Raw genomic sequence first — 26,134 nt, forward strand, 5'->3', positions numbered from 1 at the left:
TTATCTATTGCAATAAGGATTGCAAAATGATCTGAAAAGTACATCTTCAAACTTATCAACATCTAAAGTGAAATAAGGAGAAGGCTTTCTCATCAATGTACTTGTGATAAATCATACTTTCATTTAAACCACTTATACTATCAACATTTCTTACTTGTATATTCTCTCAAATAATGAAACGTTCTCTAACGTTCTTACTCTCTTTCCAGGAAACAGGATGCCCCGAATCTTTATAAGCGATCCCCCTTCCCCATGTGCATGCCAGGCAGTTTCATAATCTACAGAATTTAGTTCTACCCTCGCATTAACAATCTCTGAATCTATTAATAAAGCCAACATCACTTCTCCTGAACGTCTGCCATCTCCCCCTTCATTCCCGTTTAAACTTTCTACAGTTCCAAAAAATGTATCTTCCAATTCTTTTCCAATTGGATTAAGATAACTCTTTATTTCCTCTAGTTTAGGCTTAAATTCATATGGAAATTTTATAGCCCTAGGTAAATTCAAAGGGGGCAATTTCGTCATGTATGCCCTACTCCAATTAAAAATCAATTCAAACGGCAATTCTCTTTCATCATCAAAAAGATTTATCAATGCATCACAAAAATTATAACTGATGCTCGGCCTAGAAGAAGACACTTGTGCCTCTATTAATTGATCAATACTGTCAGCCTCAATTGCATTTAACAGTTCCTTAGAAGTATAATTCATCAATTCAAAAGCACGCCTACTCAGTGGTTTAACAACCTCGTCGTCAAACAACGTCAAGGATGAGCTTCTTTCAAGTTCAACTGGGCAAGATATCTTTAAAATAAAACTCCCTTCTTCTGTATGTCTAAACTTGGTCTTCCTTAACAGCTCATTTGCTTCGTTCCTAAATAAACGCTTATGAAGTAATGAAGGATGTACTACGGAGCTACCAGCTGTTAAAATCAATTGTTTAGTCGCGTCAATTGCTTTAACTGTTTCCTGGAATGACAACGCATTGACTATTTTAGATTCAGAGAAATACCTCAAATTCAAAACATCGTCATTTACCTCCCTTATATCCTCTAATATTTTAAACTCTGATTGATTACTAAAGTCCCCTAATTTTCTGATAGCAATTAATGCCATATTCTGAAAATCTGGATTTGAACTATCTGTAGGAAAGATTAACTGTTTATAATCCTTATTGGGGCTATTTAATACAAACAATCCATCTTTTAGACCTTCACGTACTAATTCCCACCCGTAACTAAATGCGTAGTCTCTAATTTGTATTGATGATATATCTATCACTTTTCTCATGATGGAACAGTGTACGTTGGTATATTTCCTTGCCCAATTTCTTGACAAATTGCAACAAGACTATCTGGCGTTAGCAAATTAGTCTTTGGAATATAGATTGTCTGACTAACCTGATTGGTAGAGGCCGGTGCATTATATAAGCAAATCCAATATGCTGCATTCCTTAAAATTAACTCATCTATGGAACATGATAACCATTCATTATCCGAATTTGGGAGGAGAAGAACTACTAGTAATCTATGCGGTTCGCCTCTATTAGAACGCAACTTATCATATTGATCTATTCCTCGAAAAGAATACGAAAAATGAGTTGAAGTTTCGGACTGAATATTAGTCGTCGCTTTGAGTTGAATTCTCAACGAAACGTCTGTACGGTAGGTATTCGGTATAGGTGCAAAATAATCAACCAATGCATCTGTTCCATAATTATCCCCATGTCTATTTTCAACTTTGCAATTCATTCCAGCCTTACTTGCAACCGCATGTAAATACGCATAACTTAATTCAGATTCTACATTTAATGAGGATAGGGGCATAATTACAGGGATTTTTTAGAATAAAACTCACTAAATTCTACATTTAGGGTATCAAGGATCTTAATTAGAGTTGTAAATGATGGGTTTGATGCTCCTTCCTCAAGCTTCTGCACATAACTTACAGACAATTCTGAGGCATAAGCGAAATTTCTAATACTTAATTTCTTCGCCTTACGCAATTTCTTCAGCCTTTTGCCAAACTCTTTTAATATTTCCTCCTCCTTAATTTCATCCATTCATGAAATTTCAACTAAATCCGAAAATATTTTGTACCTCTATAGAGGTACAATAAGAAAATTACCCTATCTTTACGAAGTGAAAGATTATCAAATCTTTCCATAAAATGCTAAATTGGCGATTCCATTTAATATAAAATGAATCGTCTCGCAAATGCCTTGGTCCCCGAAACGACCAAATTCCAGACCAACAAGGCAACGGCGAAGCTCACGTCATAAAGGCGCGTGGGCTCGCGTTGCTTTGGTCTTTAGGCGCTTGGTCGTGCCAGGGGACGGTAACGTTGAGTCCTGCGCCTTTTTTATGCTCACGCAGCAGGCTCCAATTAAACACACTGAAATGGCTTTGGTGGTTAATACCCACTACAATCTTATCATGTCTATTTGAAATTGGAAGCTATGAGTAGATACATTACAACCGGCACACTGGAGAACATAACCCATTTTCAACTTTTCAAAGTAGGTGACGAAACAGGGCTGAACTACATATACAATAACCTGTACAAGTCGATCTTCTATTACGCCAGGCGCATAATTGAGGACTCTTTTGTTATAAACTCCATCCTCCAGGATGCCTTTCTCCGAGCCTGGGATTTCAGAACACGAATGACCAGCATGCTCCACCTTTTCCGATTCATCCGGCTACATGTCCGGTGGGGGTGCTTCGAATACCTCAGAAAGAAGGTCAATAAATTCCATTGCAGCTTTATGCACCTTGAATTTCTTGAGAATACCCATTATGCCTCCTTTAACCCGGAGCAAGAGGCAGAATATAGCCATCTGTCAGGGAAGGATCTTGAACACTTGGAAAGAATAGAAGAGGCCATTCCATATCTACCAGCCCACAGGCAAACCATCATAAGGCTCTATATGCTCTATGGCCTCAACTATAAAGAAATAGCGAAACGGTTTGCGGCTCCATATCAGCATATTACAACAGAAATTCAGGAAAGCATCGAATCCCTAAAATCGATGCTGCTGGTACTTCCGCAAAAGCAAGCCACTATTAGAAGAAGCCATCACGATAACTATACAGCACACTTAACACCAGAACAAGCCCAGATATATAAACTACGGCATCAGGACAAATACAGCTTTGACAGGATTTCTCAGGAAACGAACAGGCCATTAGCCGATGTAGTAAATCAATACGTTTCAGCCAATCAAACCTTACAAAAGATTCGCAAACATGGAAACAAGAAAAATCATTGTTACGCGTAGAATCCAGTTACTTATCAATAGTGATGATGACCAGGTAAGACATGCAACCTGGGAAACGTTGTGGCAATGGCAACATTTCTGTTTCCGCGCAGCCAATCAGATATCTACCCATCACTTTATTCAGGACCAGATAAAGGAACTCTTCTACCTGAAGGATGAAACAAAAGTCAAACTAACTGATGTCCACAAAGATCCGGACGGGATATTAACCACCTCCAAAACCAATACTACTTATCAGTTCCTCAGCAAACGATATAAACAGGAAATGCCAATGGCAATACTAGGGTGTCTAAATAATACCCTTGTATCCACATACAACAAGGAAAAAGAAGCATACTGGAAAGGGGATAGATCATTGAGGAACTATAAGCGTAGTATCCCAATACCGATACCAGCGAAGGCTTTACTCAACATAAGTTCCATTGAAAAAAGTAGAAACTATACTTTTTCAATCTATGGGCTTCATTTTAGAACCTATTTCGGAAAAGATCTGGATGATAAGTATAGTATGTGGAAAAGGGCTATAGAAGGAGATTACAAACTATGCGATAACTCTCTGCAATTAAATGGTAGTAAGATTTACCTACTGGCTGTTTTCCAGTTTGATAAGCTGGTGGGGAATCTAAAGCCAGAGGTGGTAGCAGAGGCGTCTCTTTCTATGGAAATCCCGGTGGTTGTAAAAATCAATAGGTATCAATATAGAATAGGCACAAAAGAAGACTTTCTTTATCGCAGGATGGCGATCCAGGAAGCGATCCGGCGCTGTCAGAAATCATGTGGCTTTAACAGGACTAAAAATGGGAAAGCGCGAATGCGCCAAAAGGAGAATACCTTCCGCGATGCAGAAAAAAAGTATATCAACTATAAACTCCATGTTTACAGTAAACGCCTAATAGACCTTTGTATAAAACATCAGGCAGCTACTCTTATTCTGGTGGATCAGCAGGAAACAGAAGAACTGGCAAAAGAAGAAAAATTTGTTGTTCGAAACTGGAACTATGGCGGATTACGACAAAAGATAACCTATAAGGCCAATAAAGCCGGGATTAATATAATTGTAGAATAGCCCTGGCTAACAAAATATTTGAGGGTGCTTGTACACCCGTGGAGTGAGGCTTCATGTGTACTCACTAAATATCTTTCCTTTTATGGTATCCATATAAGGGGTGTATACAATTACATGGTTCGCGGCTCATCCTGCAACCGTACCAGGAAAGCTGAAAGCTATATACAACAGAGTCAGTACTCTACAAACAATCAAACCATTTTATTATTCAATTAACCTCCTTCAATTATGGAAAATAGTAACCCGCTAATCAATTCTTCTGAAATAGAAGATGACTACAGTCAACGGCCATTCCGGCTTAACAAACAAGAAATCAATAACCCACAATTGGTAATTACTGATTTCTGGGAAAGATATTCCCTTCAAAGCTTTAGAAAACATCTATGGAATGGATTTATTAAAAATCTGCTTATGGGTAACATTGATCCATTAGGAACAGCAGAACTATACATAGACATGGAAAGAATGATTGAAGTTACTTTTCTGCTTAGAAATCAGGTTACCGATAATACACCAGAAAACAAATAACTTCCAGGACCAGGCATATCCAGGATTATAAATAATTACATTAACAACATATTAACTTTCATCTAATACAATATCAGCATGGTAATCATTGGTGATCTTCATGGAGGTTATCCGGAAATACTTTACAAGATCAAAAAATTCGGAGTGGAGAAAACGTCCTTTATACAGGTTGGCGACTGGGGGCTTGGCTTTCAGCATAAGGAGCTTGACAGAAAAGCATTATCTCAAATTGATAAATTTCTTAGGGAGAAGGAAAATATTCTGTACATATTGAGAGGCAATCATGATAATAAGTGGTTCTGGGATCATAGGGATACTTTCAATCTTCGAAACGTCAAACTGGTACAGGATTATGAAGTACTTGAAATAGAAGATCAACGGGTTATTTTTATTGGTGGAGGTATATCCATTGACCGGTTAAGCAGAACGCCCGGTAAAGACTACTGGCCGGACGAAGAAATCCGGTTTGATGAGCCTTTGCTACAATCAGCATGCGCTCAAGGTATTGACATAGCTATTTCGCATGTAGCCCCCAAAGAAACATGGCCTTACACCTTTGACCCTATCGTTCTTAATTTTATTGTTAAGGAGATGGCCGCCGGCAAAGACCTGGCTACTGATCGGGAAAACGAACGACAGATAATGAGCCAGATCTACTTACATCTTAAAGCTGCCGGATGTCGGGAATGGTACTATGGTCATTATCATGAATCCCATATGGAAGAAAGAGACGGATTAATTTTCAGGTGCGTTGCAATCCAAGAAATGTATGACACAAAATAATCTAACACAGATATATTGGTTGGAAGGCTTCAGTGGAGTTGCTCACGGCAAACATGTCATTTCTATTGAAGACCTACCGGAATTTCTTAAAAAATGTAATGAAACCGGGCTGCAGGTGGTGGGTTTAAAAATCGGCGACCCGGTTCAACGTCTGGAATGTATTCTTCACGCCAACGATAGCTATATTCAGCAATTTGGTAAGACAGCACAGGAAACCTGGTATTTCAGGCCGTAGCAACTACTGATTCATGCTACCTGCTTTCTTCCTCAATTCCCTCGCAGACTGTTCTTGTTCAGTTGCCAGTCGTAGCATTTCCAACCTGTCATTTTTCAATTGCTCCTGATGCAGCACACTATCCCGCAGGACAGAATTACAATAATATAGGCTATCGGTAGTAATTAATAATTGTTGAATAGACTTATTCCCCAGCAATTTCAGGAAGCGGTATTTTGTATCTGATGCTTTATACTGCTTCAGATTATCAGCTGTATTATACCACGCCATACTCAGGACCGCAACAACTACCACCAGAGCTATCGCTATAAAAATAACCTTTGACAAATGATGATGATGGATAAGATTCTCGGTCCGGGGAGTTTTCATGATCCGGATATTTTCAGATAAAGCAGCAGTTAGCGTGACGACTTCTTCTTTAGGTAAGGAATGTCGAATGAAAGTACCGTGCATTTCCTTCCATATTTCGACAATCTTACCGGAGCTATCGGGGATAGTCTTTACTTTTTCATCCAAGTCCTGCAGTGATTTTTCTTGCTTGTCTAACTTGGCAGCAAGTGTTTCTATAATCTGATGCATGATTTAATATTTTAAAGATGTCAAAGAGATGGGCCTTTTTTCTTTCTTCTCCTTTTTCTATCAAATGCCTCCTGGGTCAATTCATACGGAATAAAATTACCAGTCATCTCAGGTTGTAATAACCATTCAATAAAGTTTGCCAAATTTTGAATAGCCAACGTCAGGGGAGAACTGGTAGGATACTGGAGCCGATCATTATCCGTATAGTGAATATTTTTCCCGGATTGTCTTCGGGAGAGTGATTCGATATTCTTTTGCTCAAGTTGCTTATTCGCCAGTTCCTTTTTCAGGGATAAAATCTTCTCAATTTTTGAAAGGGAGAAGCCGACGTCGCTTCCTTTAATCTTTACCTTCTTTCCATCAATAAAAGAAATACCTCGACCTTTAATCACTGTATAACCCAATGCGCGCATAGCTTTTTCAAAAGCAGGATAATCATTCACGTCCCTCAAAGTATTCCGGATGTGATCTTTCAATTTCATCTTTCTTTGATCCTGCCGGGGAATTAATTGCTGGTCTTTCGATAAAAAAGCTTTGGGACTCAATACTTGTGTCAATCCTAGTTTCTGTTCCTGCTTCCGGCAAAAAGCAGCCATTCGTCTATAGCTGTTACTATCACTGGCGGCTTTACCATCAAGCCCTACCCTGTTTACTACAATATGAAAATGTTGCTCACGGGTATCTTTATGAAAAACCATTAGGTACTGATGATCTGCGACATTGAACTCCTTTACCAATGCTTCCCCCAACTCAATCAGCTGATCTTTGGTCAGATGGTCACCTTCTGCCAGTCTGATAGAAAGATGAAATGCGGGCTTTTCCACTCTTTTACTCAGGCGGGCTACATCTCTAAACTGTTCAGCCATCTCATACTTATCTCCGAAACAATTATTAAAGGCAAGTATTTCCGCTCTATCCTTATGCTGAACACCATCTCTTAAAGACATTTCCATTTTCTGATCTTCGGACAACTCTCTTTTATCTTCCAGTACATAACTGATAAGATGATAAAAAGAACTTCCGGTTATTACTGTGCCGATCACCTGAGATAATTTTTAATCTCCGCGGCAATTCCCTTTAGCACCGGCACCAGATTTTTGAGGTCCACCCGCTCCAGCATTGACAAGTCTTCATTCTTATTACGCTTTTTGGCTACCTGGTTGATGTTCGCGGCTATATGATTAAGTGTTCCGGATAGCGCCAATACTTCCGCAGGGAATACTTTAACCTGCTGATCAACCTTACCATTTACAGACATCTGCCTGATATACTCTGATATATTAAGGTTTAATTCCTTTGCCTTTTGGGCAATGACCAACTTTTCAAAAGCTGAACATTTGAATGTCAGGATAATATTTTTCCTGACTTCTTTTAATGGACGCCCTCCTTTATTCCCCCGCTGCTTATCATTCTGCGTCATAATTCAGTTCATTTTATTTTTTTGAATCCGCCTGTAAGCGGATGAAAAAACCCGCCCACAAATGCGATAGCATGCGGTGGGTCAGAAGTTTTGGTATTACCAAAACATAGCTGGCTATACCGAACCTCAAGACCCATATGCTCCTACCCGCATGGTTTTCCTATGCTATAATTTGTCGTCTGATTTGGGAGAAGCTATCTTTTTACCTTCCCCTTCAGGCCCGTTTTTCTTGGGTCCGGGCTTAGTTAATTTGTTCTGAGGTGGTAACTCCATCTCAAAAATCATGGGGTTATCTATCCCGTATTTATAGATATTCTTTTTCAAGTCCATCCAAAGTTGAATGTTATAATCCGCCAATTCTATCAGTTCATCACGGGTTAACCTGAAGGGATTATGCACAGATGCGAGGGAATTACTTTCCGAAACTCCATCGTTGCAGGCAAGTATATTGGGGCGATACCCTTCGCCAAGTTCCAATGATTTCCCTATAGCCATGCTATTTCCAAATAACTTAATCTGCTTACCAGAACTTAATTGCAGTGTTTTTCTTTTGAAGTCTGCCATAATTTGAGATTTTTAATACTTGAATAATTACTCCCGAGAGGAGTGGGTTACAGTGAAACAAAAAAGGATCATCCCCTTTTTCTGATGTTAACCTGGGCGTAGCTTTCTGAGGTTGTCTTGTGGGCGTTTGGTGGTTTCCGCAGGGTTAGAATGGATGAGGAATTGATTTAAGTCTTTGTAGTTCCCATATATGTAACTGCAATCCCGGTATTTCTTATCCAGAGATAACGCCTGATGCGTTTGGGTAATACCTGCTTTGTCTCTATCCAAATACAGATGAATAGTCTGATACCCCTCCATTAATTCCCGACTCTTTTTGAAGAAGGACAAAGAATTTAGTACCAGGTAATTCGTCACCGGCAGATTTTTCCCCTGAATGATCACCAGGAAAGATAGAAAGCTGAAGAAGCCTTCATATACGGATACTTCAGATGCACCGTTATCAATAAACGTAGTTGCCTTGGGGCTGGAACTCCCTTTGAAATAAGGATTGCGCAATTCATACCCACCGGCATCATTTTTAAAACCGATAGCGTAATAATCCTTTCCGTAAAGAGAGTACCGGACTTCCCGGCAAAACTGCTCGGCAAGTTGCAGGGGAATACCGCGCACTTCTAAATAGTAGAGCAGGGCCGGTGAAGTAATCGGCGCATCCCCTATCACCCGGATCTTTTTTTCTTCACTGGAAAAATGGGGAGCTGGCCTCGCTGGTGGAAGCTGAGAGATAACCTGGTGCCGGTGAAAGGAAAGAAAAGATTGCAGCTTCTCCAGAACTTCAGGAATAGTACAATGGTAAAACAACATTCCAAAGTCTACAATACTTCCTCCCTGACCAATTCCAAAGTCATAAAACAGATTCAATCTGCGGTTAACCTTAAAGGAGGCAGTATTCTCTTCCCGGAATGGAGATAAGTACCAATAATCCTGACTTTGGATCTTCTGGGGCTGATAGCCGAGGGATGCCAGGTAATCAACCATGTCGATCCGCTTTGCCTCGGCAATGGGGAAATCATTTGTTGCCATAAAATGGTTTGAGATGGGTTAAAGGGTTAATCTTCCGGTTCGGGTTTCTGGTTCATGGATCGAATCCGCTTAATGTCTTCCTCCAGCTCAGACAGATAAAACACCTTCTTACGCTCACCAAGGTCATGGCGGCGGATCAGGGACATTTGCACGAACTTCCGGAGCGTGGGCGCCGAAACACCTATAATTTTACAAGCCTGCCGGATGTTCAGCGGTGTTTCTGATAAACCTTTGGATAGGTTACTCTCCTGGAGGCAGGACTTAACGATACTTTCAATAAAGAGCCTTGCTTGCTCGATACTGAAACCAATAAATTGCATTTGCTCACTCATATCTCTTCACTATTGATTCAAAGCAAATATGAACGCAAAAAATGCCGGTTTTAGGCAAATACCGGAAAAAAGATGCAAAATCCGGACTTTATTTGTAGGAGGGAGATTACTTATTTTCTTTTATTGGCGGCTAACTCATTCTTAATCAAGTGAATTATGGAAGACATATCACTCTCCAGTTTTTTGGCGCTTTTGACGTCTAATCTTGCCCATACTTACCTCGGAAAAACCGGCAAATGGACTTCCATTTGCATTGAATAACCGAACTTTCTTTTCAATTACCTGCCAGGAAACGATAAGCCCCTTTGCTTCCTTCAATGCCTGGAAGATGATTTTTAGCGACTGATTGTTGAAATTCTTCTTTTTAATCAGTTCCAATTCCGGGCTATCTTCATTACTAAATATCTTACGAAAGGTAGCAACATCATAAGGGACATGAAAGTAAGGGTTGAAGGTGGTATATAAAAAATCGATCACCTCGTTGCAAGTTTCCGGAGAGAGATCTTCATTTAATTTCAGATAATTATAACTGCTGGCTTCCCTTTCCCGCTTCCCCGTTGTGGGTGTAGTCTCTTGTTTGGGAGGCGGGACAGCAGATTCTTTATTGGGATCTGTTATTTGCTCTTTCCCTATCTTCTCTTGTAGATTTTGCAAATAGTCGAATAAAATAGTCCTTTGTTCCTTATCATTTTCAACTATCTTCAAAAAATCAACATTCTTCTGAAAGTTAGATTTCTTCAATAGCGCCCATTTTTGTTTGTTATCTGCGTCTTCCAAATCATATTGATATGCCTGAGGATATTTTACAAGAAGTTGTTTCAAGTATGCCAAATTCTCATTATCGAAATGCCGGTTTGCCAACTCTGTTAATATTCCTATGCGCAGAATAGATTCTTCAAAATTGAAGTATAGATATCGGCTGCACCAATCAAAATGGGCAATTAGGCTTTCAAAACTCAAAGGAAATGGGCATGCTAAAAAGGAAATACAGAAATGATTATATCGAGCATGGTTAGCCAGTTTATCAAAGTCAATTGCCCAGCGTGTAGATTTGGATTGGTCATTGTAAGGAATTTCACGAACAAAAATGGTCGTTTCAACTACCCTTACAATTAAAGGAACATCCTTTACTTGATTAAGGTTGGTCATGTCCTGCCTTTTTTAACACTTATCAATAAATTTTTATTAATAGCGGACTGATGGATTAAAATTTTTACTAACCTGCCCCGTCTCCTTCATATGGTTAATTAAATAGCTAAACTCTTCATCTGTAACCTGAAATCCCGCATTATCAAATAGATCATATGCTGGGATATACTTTTGAATTAAGCTTACAATTTTTTCACCATAAATAGTTGTCGGTTTTAACTTAGCTATTTCTGCACTAAATCTGTCCGCAGATAAAATTAGTTTTAGCATTGGATCAAATACAAACATCTTATCATGTGGAGGTTGCATTAATGGACGAATAACAAATCGTAAATACTCTTCAAAAGTATTGGGCTTTTTTAATAAATATTTCGCATAAGCTTTTCTCGTATTGCTTTGATCTTTTACAAGTAAAAAATGATCCATAACCTTGTTGGAAAACTCAGGATCGCTATTTAAATAATGAATAAATCCATCAGAAATAATCTTTTCTAATTTTGGTTTTGAAAACCCAGACCCAATAGACCGCTCCTTAATTAAGTAATCAGCGATAATCGCTTTATTATACTCAGGCAAAGATTCGTCATTTAATATTTTCATTATAACATCAACATACTCTTCATCACTATCATAAAGACTATCTCCATCCTCCGCCAAATTTTGTTTAACGATATTTAATAAGAAATTCTGAAACCCACCCACTTTTATAAAAGCTGTTACGAACTTTTGAAACTCATCTTTATTCCTATTGATACCATACGTTTCTAATATGGCAGCAAGTTCTCTATAATCATTGAAAGCCCATTTGTTCAGAAACTGATTAAGGTCTTCTTGGTCACCGTTAATAGCTAGTGTAAATTCTTTATAGGAAATTGAATTAAATAACTGAAAAGAAAAGTATAACCAAAAATGCTCAGTGCTGACTAATGTTCTAGGCGATCTATTTGCACGATCTTCAAAAAGGTACTCAAGAACCTTCTGCAATTCAGTAAGCTCACTCTCGTCAATGAAACTCGCGTTCTTCTCCTTATAAGCTGTCCACTTTTCAGTATCAAATTGAAATTTAAATGGCGGATCAGCTGAGACTTTTACAAATTCTCGGTTAGAAACATTTATATATATATCAAATCTTTTAACTTGTAATAATGCCAAAATAAAATAATCAATAACATCTAATTCATCCATTATAAAACTGAAATTCAATTTTATAATGTTAGTGAATCGCTTTAGGTCACGCATGTTATCAATCATACCTTCTAAAAAGTGCTCAGGTCGTTTCAGAGGAGTTATCGACTGGGCAATATTACCATAAGCCAAATTATTCAAGGCGTGATCAATTTTATCTTTATAATCTTGCTTTAAACTATCGTACTGCAATAAACTTTTGAACTCAACAACATATATACTTTTCTGTATTTTCGGAAGAGGTATTATTAGTTGAAAGACTTTTTTCAAATACTCCTCCTCCTTTGAAAGTAAATTTATTCTTCTCAGTACTTGAATAACATAGTTTGGATCCAGCGCTACAATAAAAAAAGTATTGGAGAAATTTGCAGTATTACGAATAAGCTTTAAAACATTTAGTATCTCAATAGCATTAAGTCTATCAATGTCATCAATAAAAACAATGATCCTCTTCCCTGTTTGCTGAATGCCCTCATTTATAGAATTATAAGTTTCAGAAATGGATTCATCTGGTATAACTTCATTAATAAGTGTATCTAACAATCGGAAATAGATTTCCTTTCCAGGTTGAAAAAGTTTTTTTGAATAAGACTTTAGTTTATTTCCAATGGATTTATTATATTTTTTAAGTGAAGAAGAAAGCGTCACAAAAAAATCCTCGATCAAGCTATCTGTACTACTTGTTTTCCAAACATTAAAATTGATAATTAGATTATCTGAATTTAATTTCAGTTGATTTTCCAATCTATTTAAAAAATCAGTCTTACCGGCCCCCCACTCAGCAAAAATTCCTATAGAGAAAGAATTTTTAGAAGTAGTGCTGTTTATCACGCTGGCTACCTGATCGGCATACCCTGATCGACTTAATGAATCATTTTCTGAATCTGGACAATCCTCAATTAATGATATCTCATTTTGGATTTTAAGTGGTCTTTTATATGATTTATAATTACTCCATAATAGCAAAAGACTAAATAATACTAAATCAGTATAGTATAATATCGGCAATCCCCAATTTTGAAACGAAAAAAATACATAATTGTCATTGAACCGGATAATAAAAAAATATATTAATAATATAGTTATTATATTAAAGAAGCCATTGCCTGGAGGGATTAATCCATTCTTTATTTTATCAAATAGCTTAAAAATCCCATAGATAAAAAAAACACTAATAATTACATTAAGTACGTGCCCCTGGTCCAAATAGGTAAAAACTTTAGAAACAACTAAGTTGTCTCCAACTTCAATGACATACCTTTTCATCACTAGTGTAATTACTAAGACGAATAGGCATTTGATTAATTGCGAGTATTTAAATGACTTTCTATATTCTGACCAATTATACGCCTTATAGGGATTTTTCATAGAGAAAATATTGTCTATGTCTTTAAGATAAGTATTTCTTTGATAATAATTACTAGCCTCTCAATGCATTTGCCTGTAAATACCTATTAACATAATCATCCACTGAAAAAGCAGCACCATCACCCTGTCTCTTCACCCACTCCAATATCTCCGACTTCTTAAACTTATACAGCTTCCCCATCTTAAAAAAAGGTATCTCCCTTTTGGAACACTTACCATAAATAACATTCACATCCATCCGCAGCAGATCCGCCACCTCCTTAGCCGACATAATATTCTCGTGGGCATGCGATTGAAAAGCCCCCTTCGACAAGTCGAGTAATTCAGACAACATACTTTTGATCTGCTGGATATCGCTCTCCATCCGATCCAACCTCTGCTCAATAGGCGATAAACTCATGTGGGGTTAATTTAAATGTTTATTAATAGCCTTGCTGGCTGCTTTAGCCCTATTCGTGTCCGGCACCTTCGCATAGATCTGTGTAGTCTTCACATGCTTATGATTCAGCATTTTGCTGACAACATAAATATCTTCACCCTTTTCTATAAGGTCAGTTGCATACTTATGCCGCCAGTTATGGAACTTGGCTTTATCTTTTAAACCCACGCTGGCAAACCATTCCTGCAACCTTGTACGGGTGCGGGAATAATTGAGATCCGGAAATATTAGCCTATCCTCTTCCTGCTTCTCTCCTAATATATCAACCGCTTGTTGACTAATATAATGCTTGAAAGACCGTTCCGGCTTGGGGTCTATAATATACACGTACCAGGTACACAATGCTTCAGAGAAATGCAAATCACTCCATTTCAGTATTTTAATAGCACTAAACCGGAAGCCACTCAGCAACGCAAAAATGGAAGACCGGAAAACAGTATCATCATCAATGGGATTCTCCAATAATAACCTCAGCTCTTCATCATCAATGATCTGCCGGAAGGTATCTACGTTACTGATTCGCGGTACACGCAAAGTATAGTCTTCCGGTAGATACTTATCTAAGAAAGCACTCTGAATAATGAGAATAAATTTATCATAGTAAGAAGCAGCCGAATTCTGAGCCAGCTTCGCTTTTGAAGACTTTAGAGAATTAGTCGTTAACAGATACTCTTTGAACTTCTTCAGGAATATTTCATCGATGTTCCGGAATTTAAAATGCTCTCCCATCCATCGTTTCAGATACTTGATGGCTGTTTCATGATGCGTTGTATCAACTCCTTCCCGCTGTTTTCCACGGATGAAATTCAACGCATACACGTAGAAATCGGCATCCAGTGCATCTTTGTTATACAAGCCATTAGCATCCAGCATCAGGGCTTTCATTCGTTTGAGATAGATTTTCTCAGCAATCTCGTTATACAGTTTGTTTTCCTGTTTCTCCAGTGGAGTAACAGGATTAGCGTGTAGATGCAGGTTAAGGAACTCACGGCGGGTGTATTGTTTAGCCTGTGGATTCCATACAGGCGGGTAATAGTCTATATAAAGACTGAGCTTCCCACTCTTCAGCTTCTTATTTCTCAGCGCTCCTCTCATATATTCCCGTATTTGGTGGTTAAATAATCTATCACGGTTTGCCGGTGAAAAAGAAGACTACGCCCTACTTTCAGCTTGGGGAAATCTTCATCTTTTATCAACCGGAATAAAGTACGTTCGCTGATGCTGGTAAGGGAGGATAGCGCCTTAATATCTATCAGGTCACCCAATGGTTTTGAGGCTGGGGTATCAACCAACCTGGATCTAGAAAGAAGTTGAGTGTTTGTTTCTGACTCTACTTTCTGTACACGTTCTTTCTTCTCACGTAATTTATAATTGCGCCGGGCGCAGGTAAGCGAACAGAATTTGGTTACTGTCTTTTGGGCGATGAACACTTCTCCGCAATGCTCACAAATCTTCTTTATCCTTAAATGACTACTCATTTTTTAGAAGTTGAAATTGGAACTGTTGGGAGGCTACTGTCTGGGGATGAACTAAACTGTCTATTACTGCCTTATACTGTCAATTACTGCCATTATTTCTCTATTTCCCCATGTACATTTGTACCTCCGTATCTTATTACTAATTTAGAGGTTTATGGATCAACAACAAAATAAAACAAAGGAAAAATCAGGCATCCTGTCAAGATGCAACACTGATAAGCATTACGTTAGGCAAATAAAGAAAAGTAGATGTAAATAAAAGAAAGGGCTTACTTTCCGATACAAAACTTACTGAAAATATAATCCAGCCTGTCCTCATTTGTCACCTCACCCGTTATCTCTCCCAGATAATGCAAACAAAGCCGGATATCCAGTGCCAGCAAGTCTCCCGGCAGACCGTCGTCCATTCCCTGTTTTACATCCTGTAATGATTTCAGCACTTCCTGCAGCGCGGCGTGATGGCGGGCATTGGTGATGATGGTATCTTCTGTGTTGACATCGCCTGCCAGTACCTTATGTACCAGTGCATCTTTCAGCTCCTGGATGTGTGCATGATTCTTTGCTGAGATAAAAAGTATTTCAGGTATACCGGTGAATTTGGCGCGGATGGCTGCTTCACCGGTGATATCTGTTTTGTTTCCTACCAGGAGATAGTTAACGTTTTGTGATTCAAAAGCAGTAATCTGATTACGTATATCCGTTTCAGAGAGTTCATTCACATCAAAGAGATAAACGACTACACCGGCCTCGCGTATTTTCTCCATTGTTTTCTGCACACCAATGCTTTCAATGGTATCCAGGCTTTCGCGGATACCGGCAGTATCTATAAGGCGGAAGAGGATGCCATCAATGTTGAGTATTTCCTCGATGGTATCGCGGGTAGTGCCGGCGATATCGCTGACGATGGCGCGGTTCTCATTGAGAAGCGTATTCAGTAATGTTGATTTGCCGGCATTGGGTTTACCTACTATGGCGGTATTCACACCATTTTTGATAACATTTCCCATCCGGAAGGAGTCGATGAGGTGCTTCACTACTCCGGTGGCATTAGTAACAAGGGTATATAAGCCGCTACGATCGGCAAATTCCACGTCTTCCTGGCTGAAGTCCAGTTCAAGTTCGATCAGGGCGGAAAAGGTAATTAATTGCTCACGCAGGGCATGTAATTCCTTGGAGAAGCCACCACGCATTTGTTGCATGGCAGTTTGATGGGAGGCGGCAGAATTACTGGCTATCAGATCGGCCACAGATTCGGCCTGGGTAAGATCCAGTTTACCGTTCAGGAATGCCCGCTGGGTAAATTCACCTGGCTTCGCCAGCCGTGCACCTGCTTTAATGGTGGCATCAATAATTTGTTGTTGGATATAGGGAGAACCATGACAGGATATCTCAATCACATCTTCGCCGGTATAAGAACGGGGGCCTTTATACAGGCTCACCACTACCTCGTCGATGATGTGACCATTGGAAACGATGTTACCAAAATGCAGGGTATGACTGGCTTGTTGCAGGAGATCCTTACCAGGGAATAGTCCGTTACAGATCGCATAGGTATCGGGGCCGCTCAGCCGTATTACCGCAATAGCGCCGAGGCCCGGGGCTGTTGCTACCGCTACAATCGTATCATCAAATCCTGTTAATTTACCCAGCATACCGTATTTAGTTTATGAATATTCCCAAAGGGCACAAATTTACGGACAATCGGGGCTATCACCAATTCCTGAAAATCAAAGGTCCCGTTCCAACTATGTTGAAACGGGACCTTTGAAAATTATATTGATACAGTACTACTCCTGCAAAGTAAAGCGGATAGGGAGGTTGAACTGTACAGAAACCTGGCGGCCATTTTGCTTACCAGCTTTCCACTTAGGCATGGTTTTCACCACACGCACAGCTTCTTCTTCCAGGCCACCACCTTTTGCGGCGCCTACTGTTTTTACATCTTTAATATTTCCTTCAGAATCTACTACGAACTGAACGAATACTGTACCGGAGATACCATTTTCCTGCGCAACGCGTGGGTAACGGATATTTTTGCTCAGGTATTTGGCCAGTGCTTCTTCTCCACCCGGGAAGGTTGGAGGTTGCTCTACGAAAGTGAAGATTTCTTCTTTTGCAGGAGCAGGAGGCGGGCCTACTACACCGGTACCTTTACTATCTTCCAGTAATCCCGGATCAACTCCGTTTGGATCACCGTCTACAGTTTTAGTACTGATGGCTTTATCCTTAATATCCTCATGTTTCGGAGGTTCCTCATCCGGTGGTACTTCATTATCCTTCTTAATAACAGGAGGAGTGAACTGTACTGACGGTTTTACCGGTGGTGGCGGCGCAGGCGGTGGAGGTGGCGGAGGTGGCGTTTTCGGATCATCCGGTAACTTCACATCCTCCATCTTAATTTCCTGTATCACCGGCTTCTTCGTGTTTTCACCCTCAGAAGCTTTAACCCACTGTGATATCATGTACGTTGCAAAGAATATTACAAACAATGACGCGGTTCCCAAAATGGCATTCCGCACACGCTTATTATACTGTCTCCGCAAATCGTACGCCCCATAATCCTTGTTCCTGCCGTCAAACAGGATATCAAGAAAATCGGACTTTAAGACTTTAGCAGAATCCATTGTTGTTGTTTTATGATGGATGCAAAAAAATAATTAGTTATTTAGCCGGCGGAGTTGCAGGAGTGCTACTAGGTACACCGTTAGCTGTTTCTGTAGACTGTATCCATTTTTTATCCTGGTCACTGATATCTACGGTTGCATAACGTTGAATCCTGTTGATGGCCATTTCATCAAGAATATCTACGAAATTCTTGTAATTAGCCTGATCATCAGCTTTAATAATCACTACAACATCTTCTGGTTCACCTTTTGCATTTCTCAGTTTGGCAACCTCATCCCTCTTTCTGATAATCTCATCTCTGATTCCTCCGGTATTGGCAAATGATGTTGCCTTGAAGAAGTCAGGATTAGCAGAGGCATTCGGGTCTTGTGCCAAACCTTCGTAATAGTAAACACGATTATCTTTTCCGAGTAAAATGGTCAGGGCCGTACTTTCTTTTACTTTGTTCTGGTCCTTCTCATTTTCGGTATCCTTTGGCATGATCAAGTCCATTGTTTTGGGCTTGGACATGGTAGTGGTAAGCATGAAGAAGGTAATCAGGAGAAAACCTAAGTCTACCATCGGTGTCATATCTACACGGGTAGATTGTTTCTTGGATTTCGTCCCACCGTGTTTCTTGCCACCGCCACTACTACTGGTATCCATTTCTGCCATAGTAGCCAATTTTTTTTAGTTCTTAAATCAACAGCCTTCCAGGTCAGGAAGTAATTACTGCCGTTTACTTCTTAGGTGCATTTGCCTCTTCCCAGGCAGCAGTACCTTTAGGTGCTTCTTCCAGGTTAGTAACCAGGTTCAGCTTCTGAATATGCTTCTTTTTGAAGGTATCCAGGATTTCCTTGATCTTTGGATAAGGAGTCTGGTTGTCTGCTTTGATACAGTACTTCAGCTTCGCAATGCTTCCGCCTTGTGCTGCAACACCATATTCGATCCAGGCACCTAACTCATTATTAGCAGAATCTGTAGGAATTCCCTTGTCCAGGCCTGATTTTTTACGTTCGTCCTCAGAGAGGGAGAGGTATTGTTTCAGGTCTTTGATAGGTGCTCCTACACTGGCTCCGGTTACAAAGCTTTTAATTTCTTTATCGTCCAGGCCCAGTTTGTACTGCGTGTTCAGATCTTCTATCAGCTTCTTTCTTTTGGGCTGACCATCCATGCTGAAAAACACTCTGCCATCCTTATCCACTGTGAATAACAACACATCGGAATCAGGTAAAAGGGTGGTGTTTATAGAGGATGGGGTAACTACTGTTACCGGTTCATCCGGTTTAAACTTAGTCGCCAGCATAAAGAAAGTTAACAGCAGGAAAGCCACATCACACATTGCTGTCATGTCAATGGCCGTGCTTTTCCTTGGCATTTTAACTTTAGGCATCTTTACTCTGTTTTATGGTTTACTTTAAATAGATTCAAAACCGCTCAAATTCCACAAAATAATCTCAGATTATTTGTGGTTTGCTGCGAAGCTCTGAGTTAAAGTAAAGCCAGATTCGTCAATAGCGTAAGTGATGCTATCAATATTGGTAGTAAAGTAGTTGTACATTACGATCGCAATAGCGGATGTACCGATACCCAGTGCGGTGTTAATCAACGCCTCAGAGATACCTAACGCCAGCTGTGCAGAATCCGGAGCACCACCAGAAGACATTGCAGAGAACGCCTTGATCATACCCAATACTGTACCGAACAGACCCAACAGGGTTGCTACAGACGCAATGGTAGACAGGAACACCAGGTTCTTTTCCATCATTGGCAGTTCCAGTGCAGTGGTTTCTTCAATTTCATTTTTGATGGTCAGGATCTTCTGTTCTGTATCCAGATCAGCATTGGTAACCATTTCTTTGTACTTTTTCAGACCAGCTTTCAGTACATTTCCTACAGAGCCTTTCTGTTTGTCACACTCAGCCAGTGCTGCGTCTACATTTTTGTTAGCCAGGTGGTACTGTACTTTACGTACCAGCTCAGAACCGCTGAATTTACCTTTTGCTTTTGACAGGTACAGGAAGCGCTCGATCACGAAAGTCAGACACACCAGTAATACGGAAATCAATACCGGTACTACCAATCCTCCTTTGTAAACAGTACCAAACCATTTACCGATACCTGAATCTATAGGATGTCCATCGGGATTATTACCCTGGAAATTGGCTGGATTACCTAATACAAAAAAGAAAAACAGGAATCCTATCACTAAGCAGATAGGCACAGCCAACGTCGCGAACAGGTTGGATGACTTTTTAGGTTGATGAGAAGAAGCCTTAGCTGTAGCTGCAGTCACAGTTGTTTTAGTCTCAGCCATGTTGATTGAAATTTTAGTGTTAAAAATTAAACTATTGTTTGTTAGAAGTTTCTGTCCCTTTAGAATGCCCCTCAGCACCCAATTTACTGTTTTAATCAGTGATTCGCAAAGTTATACGGTTGGTCCAAAAAAACAAGTGCAGCCCAAAAAAACCCACAAAAATTAACCTTCACACGTAAAAGCCCCATCACAGGGCTTTTAGACCACTCATTTTTTTAGAGCAAACACTTACATAAGCGAATAAACCAATATTGCAGTTCTCACAACTGATTGTTACTGTCCCAATTCTTGAAATCGTTTGATTTTTTTCAAAGTTGGACGCACAATTTAAGAAAAAATTCAAATGTTCCAACAGAAATCTCACAATTCTGCCAACTTATTTATTTCCGCGCCAGTAAACACTTTCAGGCCACGCTAATAGCATTTAGCAATACAACATCCATATTTTGCCCGCCCCATAACTTGAAATTCAATGCCGCAGCGGCAATCAACTTCTCCCCTGCTATCTCTGCCATATGAAATTATTATTTGCTATAATAATAAATACTTACATAAAAAAAGTTGCCACCGCAACTATTGTTTCAACGCCTACCATTCAATTTTGCTTCTTTTTTTCCATTCCTACAGTCATTACTGCGCTTATGGATTTTCCTGATAAGTTAATACTTAAAATACTTACTTGCAAAGGTTTTTAAAAAAACATAACAACTAATCAAAAACCAATTTATTAAATCGTAATGATCAAACCAATTCATCACAAACTGATAATAGCCATGGCAGGCGCACTTTGCCTGGGTACTACAGTTTATCAACCTGCCAGCGCACAGCGAAAAAAACAATCGCGTAACGCCACCCCAACTACTCCTGCTCCTGCTAAAGATTCTACCGGGAAACCTCCCATGATCAAGCCAGGACCAAAGCCAGGACCCAAACCCTTTGCCGAAGTAATTACTGATAAAGCCCAGGCTGATTCCGGCCTGTTTAACATCTACAAACTGGATGACCGCTTCTTTTTTGAAATCCCTGATTCCCTGCTCGGAAGAGACGTACTGGTGGTAAACAGGATCTCAAAATCAGCTGCAGGTCTCCGCGCCATGATGATGGGCTTCAGTGGCGATATCATCGGCGAAAATGTGATCCGCTTTGAAAAAGGCCCCAACAATCGCATCTTCCTTAAAAATATCTCCTACGCCGACGTTTCAAAAGATTCTACCCAACCTATGTTCACCTCTGTGAGCAACTCCAACCTGCAACCCATCGTTGCAGCGTTTGACGTAAAGGCGGCATCTAAAAACGGGAAAGGTACAGTTATCGACCTCACAGAATACATCAGCGGGGATAACGAGATCCTGTTCTTCGACGGCCAGATTAAAAACATGCTCAAAATCGGTGGTGTTCAGCCTGATAAATCTTACATCTCTGATGTGAAATCCTATCCGATGAATACCGAAATCAAAACCGTAAAAACATACAGCAAATCCGGCGGACCGGGTGGCCCGGGTATGCCCCCATCCCAGGGCGGCAATGCTACCGTGGAGTTAAACAGCTCTATGGTGTTGCTTCCCGCAGTGCCCATGCAACCACGCTATTTTGATCCCCGCGTAGGCTACTTCACCACCAGCGTAACCGACTTCGATGCGGATCCGCAAGGCGTGAAAAGACTCCAGATGATCACCCGCTGGCGCCTGGAACCAAAACCTGAAGACATGGAGAAATATAAACGCGGTGAACTGGTGGAACCAGTTAAACCCATCGTGTTCTATATTGACCCTGCAACGCCCGTAAAATGGCGTAAATACCTGATCATGGGTGTGAACGACTGGCAGTCTGCCTTCGAACAGGCGGGCTTTAAAAACGCTATTATTGCGAAAATGGCGCCTACTCCCCAGGAAGATTCCACCTGGTCTATTGAAGATGCCAGATTCTCTGCTATCGTTTACAAACCTTCAGATGTACCCAATGCGAGCGGTCCTCACGTACACGATCCCCGCTCCGGTGAAATTATCGAAAGTCATATCAACTGGTACCACAACGTGATGCATTTGCTGCGTAACTGGTATTTTGTACAGGCGTCTCCCAACGATCCCCGCGCCCGTAACATGCAGTTCAGCGATGAACTGATGGGTGAACTGATCCGCTTTGTATCTTCCCACGAAGTGGGCCATACACTCGGTTTGCGCCATAACTTCGGCTCCAGCTCCACTTACCCGGTTGAAAAACTGCGTGATAAGGAATGGGTGAAAAAGAACGGCCATGCAGCGTCTATCATGGACTACGCCCGTTTTAACTACATAGCGCAACCTGGCGACGGCATCACCGGCGCTGATCTCTATCCCCGCATTAACTACTACGATAAATGGGCAATCGAATGGGGCTATAAACTGCTGCCACAGGCCAAATCACCGGAAGCAGAAACGCCTATCCTCAATAAAATGACGGTGGAAAAGCTGAAGGATAAGAAATTCTGGTTCGGTACAGAAATGAACCCGGACGATCCAAGATCCCAAAACGAAGATCTGGGCGACAATGCCATGATTGCCAGTACATACGGCATAAAAAACCTCCAGTATATTATGCCTAACCTCCTTAGCTGGACAAAGGTGGATAACGAAGGTTATGCAAACCTGTCTGAATTGTATAAAGAAGTAGCCGGTCAGTTTAGCCGTTACATGGGTCATGTGGCTAAAAACGTAGGTGGTATTTACGAAACACCAAAAACCGTAGAACAAGCCGGTGGGGTGTATGAATACGTACCCGAAGCAACCCAGAAAGAAGCGATACAGTTCCTGAACAAGCAACTGTTTACCACTCCGAAGTGGCTGATTAACCAGGATTTACTGAGCCGCATAGGCAGCGATGGCGTTTCCCTGATTAATTCCCGCCAAACACCTGTTCTGGACAGGCTGATGAGTACCAATACCATCAATAAACTGATTGCCGGTGAAGCTGCACTGGGAGCAAAGGCTTATTCACCTGTTGATATGCTGAACGATCTGAAAAAATCCATCTTCTCAGAACTTTATACACATCAACCGATAGACGTATACCGCAGAAACCTGCAACGCGACTATGTGGATAACCTTTCTGACCTGGTAGCCCCAGCTGCCCCCGCCAATCCAATGATGGGTGGTTATGCACCTCCGAGTGCTGCCAGATCAGATGCTGCAGGCATTGGCCGTGCCCAGCTGACCGCCCTGAGAACAGAGCTGCGTGCTGCTGCAGGCAGTGGCGACAGCATGACCCGCAATCATCTCCAGGAGCTGATTGCCCGTATCAATAAGGCACTGGATCCGAAATAACGAATGCGCATACACGAAAATATCTGCACCCTTCCCGGTAACTCCAGGAAGGGTGCCTTCGTTTTATAGATGTTCAAAAGCCTATAAATTATTGCGGAAAATGCTTAATATCGCTGCATTATTAACTTAGAAGCCTCAAAAGTGAAAGATCGGACTAACAAAATCACGATATACGATATCGCGCATAAGCTGAATCTGTCGGCATCTACTGTTTCACGTGCATTGCAAAACAATCCGCTCATTAACCTGGAAACACGTGAAAAAGTACAAGCCGCAGCTACAGAGATGGGCTACGTACCTAACTGGATTGCTTCCAGTTTGCGCAAGAAACGGTCGAACATTCTCGGCCTTATCGTACCCCGAACTTCCATGTACTTTCAGAGTACGGCTATCAGCGGTATTCAGCATGAGGCACATAAATATGGATTCAGCATTGTAATTGGCCAGTCGGATGAAACCGTGGCGATGGAGAAGGAATTAGTACATACTTTTTATTCTCTTCGTGTAGATGGATTACTGGCAGTTGCTTCCATGTTCACCACCAATTTTGATCATTTCAGTCCGTTTATCAAGAACAATATTCCACTGGTATTTTATGACCGTGTGCCTACCGATTTTCAGGGCTACACTATTACCGGAGATGATTTCAGAGGCGGTTTCCTGGCCACCGAACACCTGATCAAACAAGGTTGCAAACGTATTGCCCACTTCTCCGGAGTGCTCACCTGTAACCTTTACCAGCAAAGGCTTTCAGGATACAAAGAGGCATTGGCACAATATAATATTCCTTTCGACGAAGAGCTGGTTTATATCCATGATCTGACGATGGACTCGGCGACTATTGCTGCACAACAATTGTTTGATGCACAGAAAATGCCCGATGGTATGTTTGCAGCCAATGACAGTTCAGCGGTGGCTTTTATCCGTGAAGCGAGGAACAGGAATATTGCGGTTCCCGGGCAAATCAAAGTAGTGGGATATTCCAATGATCTGTCTTCCCGTATTATTTCTCCTTCTTTAACTACCATTGAACAATCGGGGTATAATATGGGGCAGAAAGCCGTGGAAACAATCGTTCAGCTGATCAACCACGAAGAGACAGTGAAAGTGACAAAAAATTACGTATTCCCGGTGGAGTTAATCAAGCGGGAATCTACCGGAATATAATTTTAATACTAAAACTGATAACCTACAACTTTTATGAAATCTTCCATTTATGTAGCATTATTATGTACTGCCGCAGTTGCCGTATCCTCTTGTAACAAGCGTATTTATGTGCCTAACCAGGTAAATGTGCCGTTGTTGAAAGAGAAGTATGAATTCAAAGGCAGCGTTACACCTACCAATCTGCAGACCGCTTTTGCAATTACTGATAATATAGCCATCATGGCCAATGGCCAGTACCTGTGGGGGTTTAATTATGCCGATCCGACCAATAGTTACGATGAAGACGGCTTATTCCGGGATAACAATACCCGCGGAGGATTGATAGAAGGGGCCGTTGGCTTCTTCAAGCCTATTGGCGTCAGTAAAAAAGCAGTTTTTGATGTATATGCGGGTTATGGCAGCGGCAATTTCAAAACATTGACTGGCAACTACAAATCCGATAATGATGGTACTGGTAACATTAACCTGAACGACTATGTCATAAAAAACCGTTTCAGCAAAGTATTTATACAACCAAGCTTCGGGCTTTCCCATCGTGTGGTGGAAGCAGCCTTCAGCAGTCGCTTTTCCCTGATAAACTTTTACGACAGTAATATTGGCGTAAAGGCATTTGAAAATAATGAACAGGAGCAGACGAAATTTATGCGTATCCACGACAAATCCGTGGTGTTCTATGAGCCGGCATTCACAGTGCGGGTGGGTTATAAATACGTAAAGTTTCAGGCACAGTTACAGTTTTCAACACCGATAAACAGTAATAGTTTTTACGACGATACCGACGACCATAATTTCAATGAGTATTTCCAGCCGGTGAATTTTAATATGGGTGTTGCGATAAATCTGGCGAAGTGGTATAATCGTACGAATAGATAAGTGATTCCAGGAAGTGATATAAAAAAGAAAGCCTTAGTGTTTGAAACACTAAGGCTTTCTTTTAATAAGTATGGCAGCTACCTACTCTCCCGCATGATATTGCAGTACCATCGGCCATGAGGGGCTTAACTTCTCTGTTCGGAATGGGAAGAGGTGAACACCCTCGGCATAACCACCATAAGATCTTTAGCCTGTTTGAGCAGGCAATTATATGATGAAGTTCTGAACGAACTGTGAATCGTATTTGAGTCTCTTAAAGAGATAACCTATAACAGCTTTTCTGGATAGAATTTAAATAAAGAAGCCTCGGTGTTTGTACACCAAGGCTTCTCTTAATAAGTATGGCAGCTACCTACTCTCCCGCATGATATTGCAGTACCATCGGCCATGAGGGGCTTAACTTCTCTGTTCGGAATGGGAAGAGGTGAACACCCTCGGCATAACC

At 40.8% G+C, this 26,134-nt stretch carries 27 protein-coding genes and 2 rRNA genes; 8 read left to right on the plus strand and 21 right to left on the minus strand.

All coding sequences use genetic code 11. The features are described from left to right. Window positions 1–150: 150 nt before the first annotated feature. The 3 genes from ACLHR0_RS25105 to ACLHR0_RS25115 are packed head-to-tail and all read right to left on the minus strand — an operon-like array spanning window position 151 to window position 2,062. Window positions 151–1,290, minus strand: a complete 1,140-nt coding sequence (locus ACLHR0_RS25105) for a hypothetical protein (RefSeq protein WP_436490339.1) — start codon at window positions 1,288–1,290, stop codon at window positions 151–153. After that, complete coding sequence (locus ACLHR0_RS25110; protein WP_436490341.1) at window positions 1,287–1,826, minus strand: DUF4365 domain-containing protein; 540 nt, start codon at window positions 1,824–1,826, stop codon at window positions 1,287–1,289. Before ACLHR0_RS25110 ends, ACLHR0_RS25105 begins: the two co-directional genes overlap by 4 nt. Window positions 1,827–1,828: 2 nt before the next feature. Then, on the minus strand, window positions 1,829–2,062 hold the full coding sequence (locus ACLHR0_RS25115; protein WP_436490342.1) for a helix-turn-helix domain-containing protein: 234 nt from the start codon (window positions 2,060–2,062) through the stop codon (window positions 1,829–1,831). Between the two features lie 396 nt (window positions 2,063–2,458). Here ACLHR0_RS25115 and ACLHR0_RS25120 point away from each other — a divergent pair, with 396 nt between their 5' ends. The 5 genes from ACLHR0_RS25120 (at window position 2,459) to ACLHR0_RS25140 (ending at window position 5,892) form a co-directional block, all read left to right on the plus strand. Next, a complete protein-coding gene (locus ACLHR0_RS25120) occupies window positions 2,459–3,280 on the plus strand; it encodes an RNA polymerase sigma factor (RefSeq protein WP_436490344.1) in 822 nt (273 codons plus the stop codon). Beyond that, window positions 3,249–4,346: a hypothetical protein gene (locus tag ACLHR0_RS25125; protein ID WP_436490346.1), complete on the plus strand. Its 1,098-nt coding sequence runs from the start codon at window positions 3,249–3,251 to the stop codon at window positions 4,344–4,346. The genes ACLHR0_RS25120 and ACLHR0_RS25125 overlap by 32 nt, the downstream gene beginning before the upstream one ends. Window positions 4,347–4,574: 228 nt before the next feature. Then, window positions 4,575–4,874 carry a hypothetical protein gene (locus ACLHR0_RS25130; RefSeq protein ID WP_436490348.1) on the plus strand — a complete coding sequence of 100 codons (300 nt, stop codon included), beginning with the start codon at window positions 4,575–4,577 and terminating at the stop codon, window positions 4,872–4,874. A 78-nt stretch (window positions 4,875–4,952) separates the two neighbouring features. Next, window positions 4,953–5,657 (plus strand): metallophosphoesterase, encoded by a 705-nt coding sequence (locus tag ACLHR0_RS25135; RefSeq protein ID WP_436490350.1) that lies wholly within the window; start codon window positions 4,953–4,955, stop codon window positions 5,655–5,657. After that, window positions 5,644–5,892, plus strand: a complete 249-nt coding sequence (locus ACLHR0_RS25140; protein WP_436490351.1) for a hypothetical protein — start codon at window positions 5,644–5,646, stop codon at window positions 5,890–5,892. The genes ACLHR0_RS25135 and ACLHR0_RS25140 overlap by 14 nt, the downstream gene beginning before the upstream one ends. 3 nt (window positions 5,893–5,895) lie before the next feature. Here ACLHR0_RS25140 and ACLHR0_RS25145 read toward each other — a convergent pair whose 3' ends face one another. The 16 genes from ACLHR0_RS25145 to ACLHR0_RS25220 all read right to left on the minus strand — a co-directional run bounded on the left by ACLHR0_RS25145 (window position 5,896) and on the right by ACLHR0_RS25220 (window position 20,350). Continuing rightward, entirely contained in the window at window positions 5,896–6,471 is a 576-nt protein-coding gene (locus ACLHR0_RS25145) for a hypothetical protein (protein WP_436490352.1), read from the minus strand. 20 nt (window positions 6,472–6,491) lie between these two features. Continuing rightward, a complete protein-coding gene (locus ACLHR0_RS25150; RefSeq protein WP_436490354.1) occupies window positions 6,492–7,514 on the minus strand; it encodes a relaxase/mobilization nuclease domain-containing protein in 1,023 nt (340 codons plus the stop codon). Then, entirely contained in the window at window positions 7,511–7,891 is a 381-nt protein-coding gene (locus ACLHR0_RS25155) for a plasmid mobilization protein (RefSeq protein ID WP_436490355.1), read from the minus strand. Before ACLHR0_RS25155 ends, ACLHR0_RS25150 begins: the two co-directional genes overlap by 4 nt. Window positions 7,892–8,056: 165 nt before the next feature. Beyond that, entirely contained in the window at window positions 8,057–8,455 is a 399-nt protein-coding gene (locus ACLHR0_RS25160; RefSeq protein WP_436490357.1) for a hypothetical protein, read from the minus strand. Between the two features lie 87 nt (window positions 8,456–8,542). Next, complete coding sequence (locus ACLHR0_RS25165) at window positions 8,543–9,478, minus strand: CHC2 zinc finger domain-containing protein (RefSeq protein ID WP_436490359.1); 936 nt, start codon at window positions 9,476–9,478, stop codon at window positions 8,543–8,545. Window positions 9,479–9,504: 26 nt separating this feature from the next. Next, entirely contained in the window at window positions 9,505–9,810 is a 306-nt protein-coding gene (locus ACLHR0_RS25170) for a hypothetical protein (RefSeq protein ID WP_436490361.1), read from the minus strand. A 168-nt stretch (window positions 9,811–9,978) separates the two neighbouring features. After that, a complete protein-coding gene (locus ACLHR0_RS25175; RefSeq protein WP_436490363.1) occupies window positions 9,979–10,959 on the minus strand; it encodes a hypothetical protein in 981 nt (326 codons plus the stop codon). Between the two features lie 36 nt (window positions 10,960–10,995). Next, a complete protein-coding gene (locus ACLHR0_RS25180) occupies window positions 10,996–13,410 on the minus strand; it encodes a KAP family P-loop NTPase fold protein (protein ID WP_436490364.1) in 2,415 nt (804 codons plus the stop codon). Window positions 13,411–13,564: 154 nt separating this feature from the next. Next, window positions 13,565–13,912 carry a helix-turn-helix domain-containing protein gene (locus ACLHR0_RS25185; protein WP_436490366.1) on the minus strand — a complete coding sequence of 116 codons (348 nt, stop codon included), beginning with the start codon at window positions 13,910–13,912 and terminating at the stop codon, window positions 13,565–13,567. A gap of 6 nt (window positions 13,913–13,918) precedes the next feature. Continuing rightward, window positions 13,919–15,046 (minus strand): tyrosine-type recombinase/integrase, encoded by a 1,128-nt coding sequence (locus ACLHR0_RS25190; RefSeq protein ID WP_436490368.1) that lies wholly within the window; start codon window positions 15,044–15,046, stop codon window positions 13,919–13,921. Beyond that, the gene (locus ACLHR0_RS25195; RefSeq protein WP_436490369.1) at window positions 15,043–15,429 is read right to left on the minus strand and encodes a helix-turn-helix transcriptional regulator; all 387 of its coding nucleotides are present in this window, start codon (window positions 15,427–15,429) and stop codon (window positions 15,043–15,045) included. Before ACLHR0_RS25195 ends, ACLHR0_RS25190 begins: the two co-directional genes overlap by 4 nt. 269 nt (window positions 15,430–15,698) lie before the next feature. Then, entirely contained in the window at window positions 15,699–17,081 is a 1,383-nt protein-coding gene (mnmE, locus tag ACLHR0_RS25200; RefSeq protein ID WP_436490371.1) for a tRNA uridine-5-carboxymethylaminomethyl(34) synthesis GTPase MnmE, read from the minus strand. Between the two features lie 135 nt (window positions 17,082–17,216). Continuing rightward, window positions 17,217–18,053, minus strand: coding sequence for an energy transducer TonB (locus ACLHR0_RS25205; RefSeq protein WP_079470954.1), 837 nt, complete (start codon window positions 18,051–18,053; stop codon window positions 17,217–17,219). Between the two features lie 37 nt (window positions 18,054–18,090). Continuing rightward, entirely contained in the window at window positions 18,091–18,708 is a 618-nt protein-coding gene (locus ACLHR0_RS25210) for an ExbD/TolR family protein (RefSeq protein WP_429051552.1), read from the minus strand. 64 nt (window positions 18,709–18,772) lie between these two features. Beyond that, on the minus strand, window positions 18,773–19,426 hold the full coding sequence (locus tag ACLHR0_RS25215; RefSeq protein ID WP_079470956.1) for an ExbD/TolR family protein: 654 nt from the start codon (window positions 19,424–19,426) through the stop codon (window positions 18,773–18,775). A 69-nt stretch (window positions 19,427–19,495) separates the two neighbouring features. After that, the gene (locus ACLHR0_RS25220; protein ID WP_336389237.1) at window positions 19,496–20,350 is read right to left on the minus strand and encodes a MotA/TolQ/ExbB proton channel family protein; all 855 of its coding nucleotides are present in this window, start codon (window positions 20,348–20,350) and stop codon (window positions 19,496–19,498) included. A 737-nt stretch (window positions 20,351–21,087) separates the two neighbouring features. Here ACLHR0_RS25220 and ACLHR0_RS25225 point away from each other — a divergent pair. The 3 genes from ACLHR0_RS25225 to ACLHR0_RS25235 all read left to right on the plus strand — a co-directional run bounded on the left by ACLHR0_RS25225 (window position 21,088) and on the right by ACLHR0_RS25235 (window position 25,689). Then, a complete protein-coding gene (locus tag ACLHR0_RS25225) occupies window positions 21,088–23,649 on the plus strand; it encodes a zinc-dependent metalloprotease (RefSeq protein ID WP_436490374.1) in 2,562 nt (853 codons plus the stop codon). A 141-nt stretch (window positions 23,650–23,790) separates the two neighbouring features. Beyond that, a complete protein-coding gene (locus ACLHR0_RS25230) occupies window positions 23,791–24,816 on the plus strand; it encodes a LacI family DNA-binding transcriptional regulator (protein ID WP_370912647.1) in 1,026 nt (341 codons plus the stop codon). Window positions 24,817–24,849: 33 nt separating this feature from the next. Then, the gene (locus ACLHR0_RS25235; protein WP_370912648.1) at window positions 24,850–25,689 is read left to right on the plus strand and encodes a hypothetical protein; all 840 of its coding nucleotides are present in this window, start codon (window positions 24,850–24,852) and stop codon (window positions 25,687–25,689) included. A gap of 68 nt (window positions 25,690–25,757) precedes the next feature. Here the strand turns inward: ACLHR0_RS25235 and rrf (ACLHR0_RS25240) are convergent. Further along, a 5S ribosomal RNA gene (gene rrf / locus ACLHR0_RS25240) occupies window positions 25,758–25,869 on the minus strand. 159 nt (window positions 25,870–26,028) lie between these two features. After that, a 5S ribosomal RNA gene (gene rrf / locus ACLHR0_RS25245) occupies window positions 26,029–26,134 on the minus strand; the annotation flags it as partial.

This window comes from Chitinophaga sp. ARDCPP14, from assembly GCF_051362515.1.
Lineage (GTDB): Bacteria > Bacteroidota > Bacteroidia > Chitinophagales > Chitinophagaceae > Chitinophaga.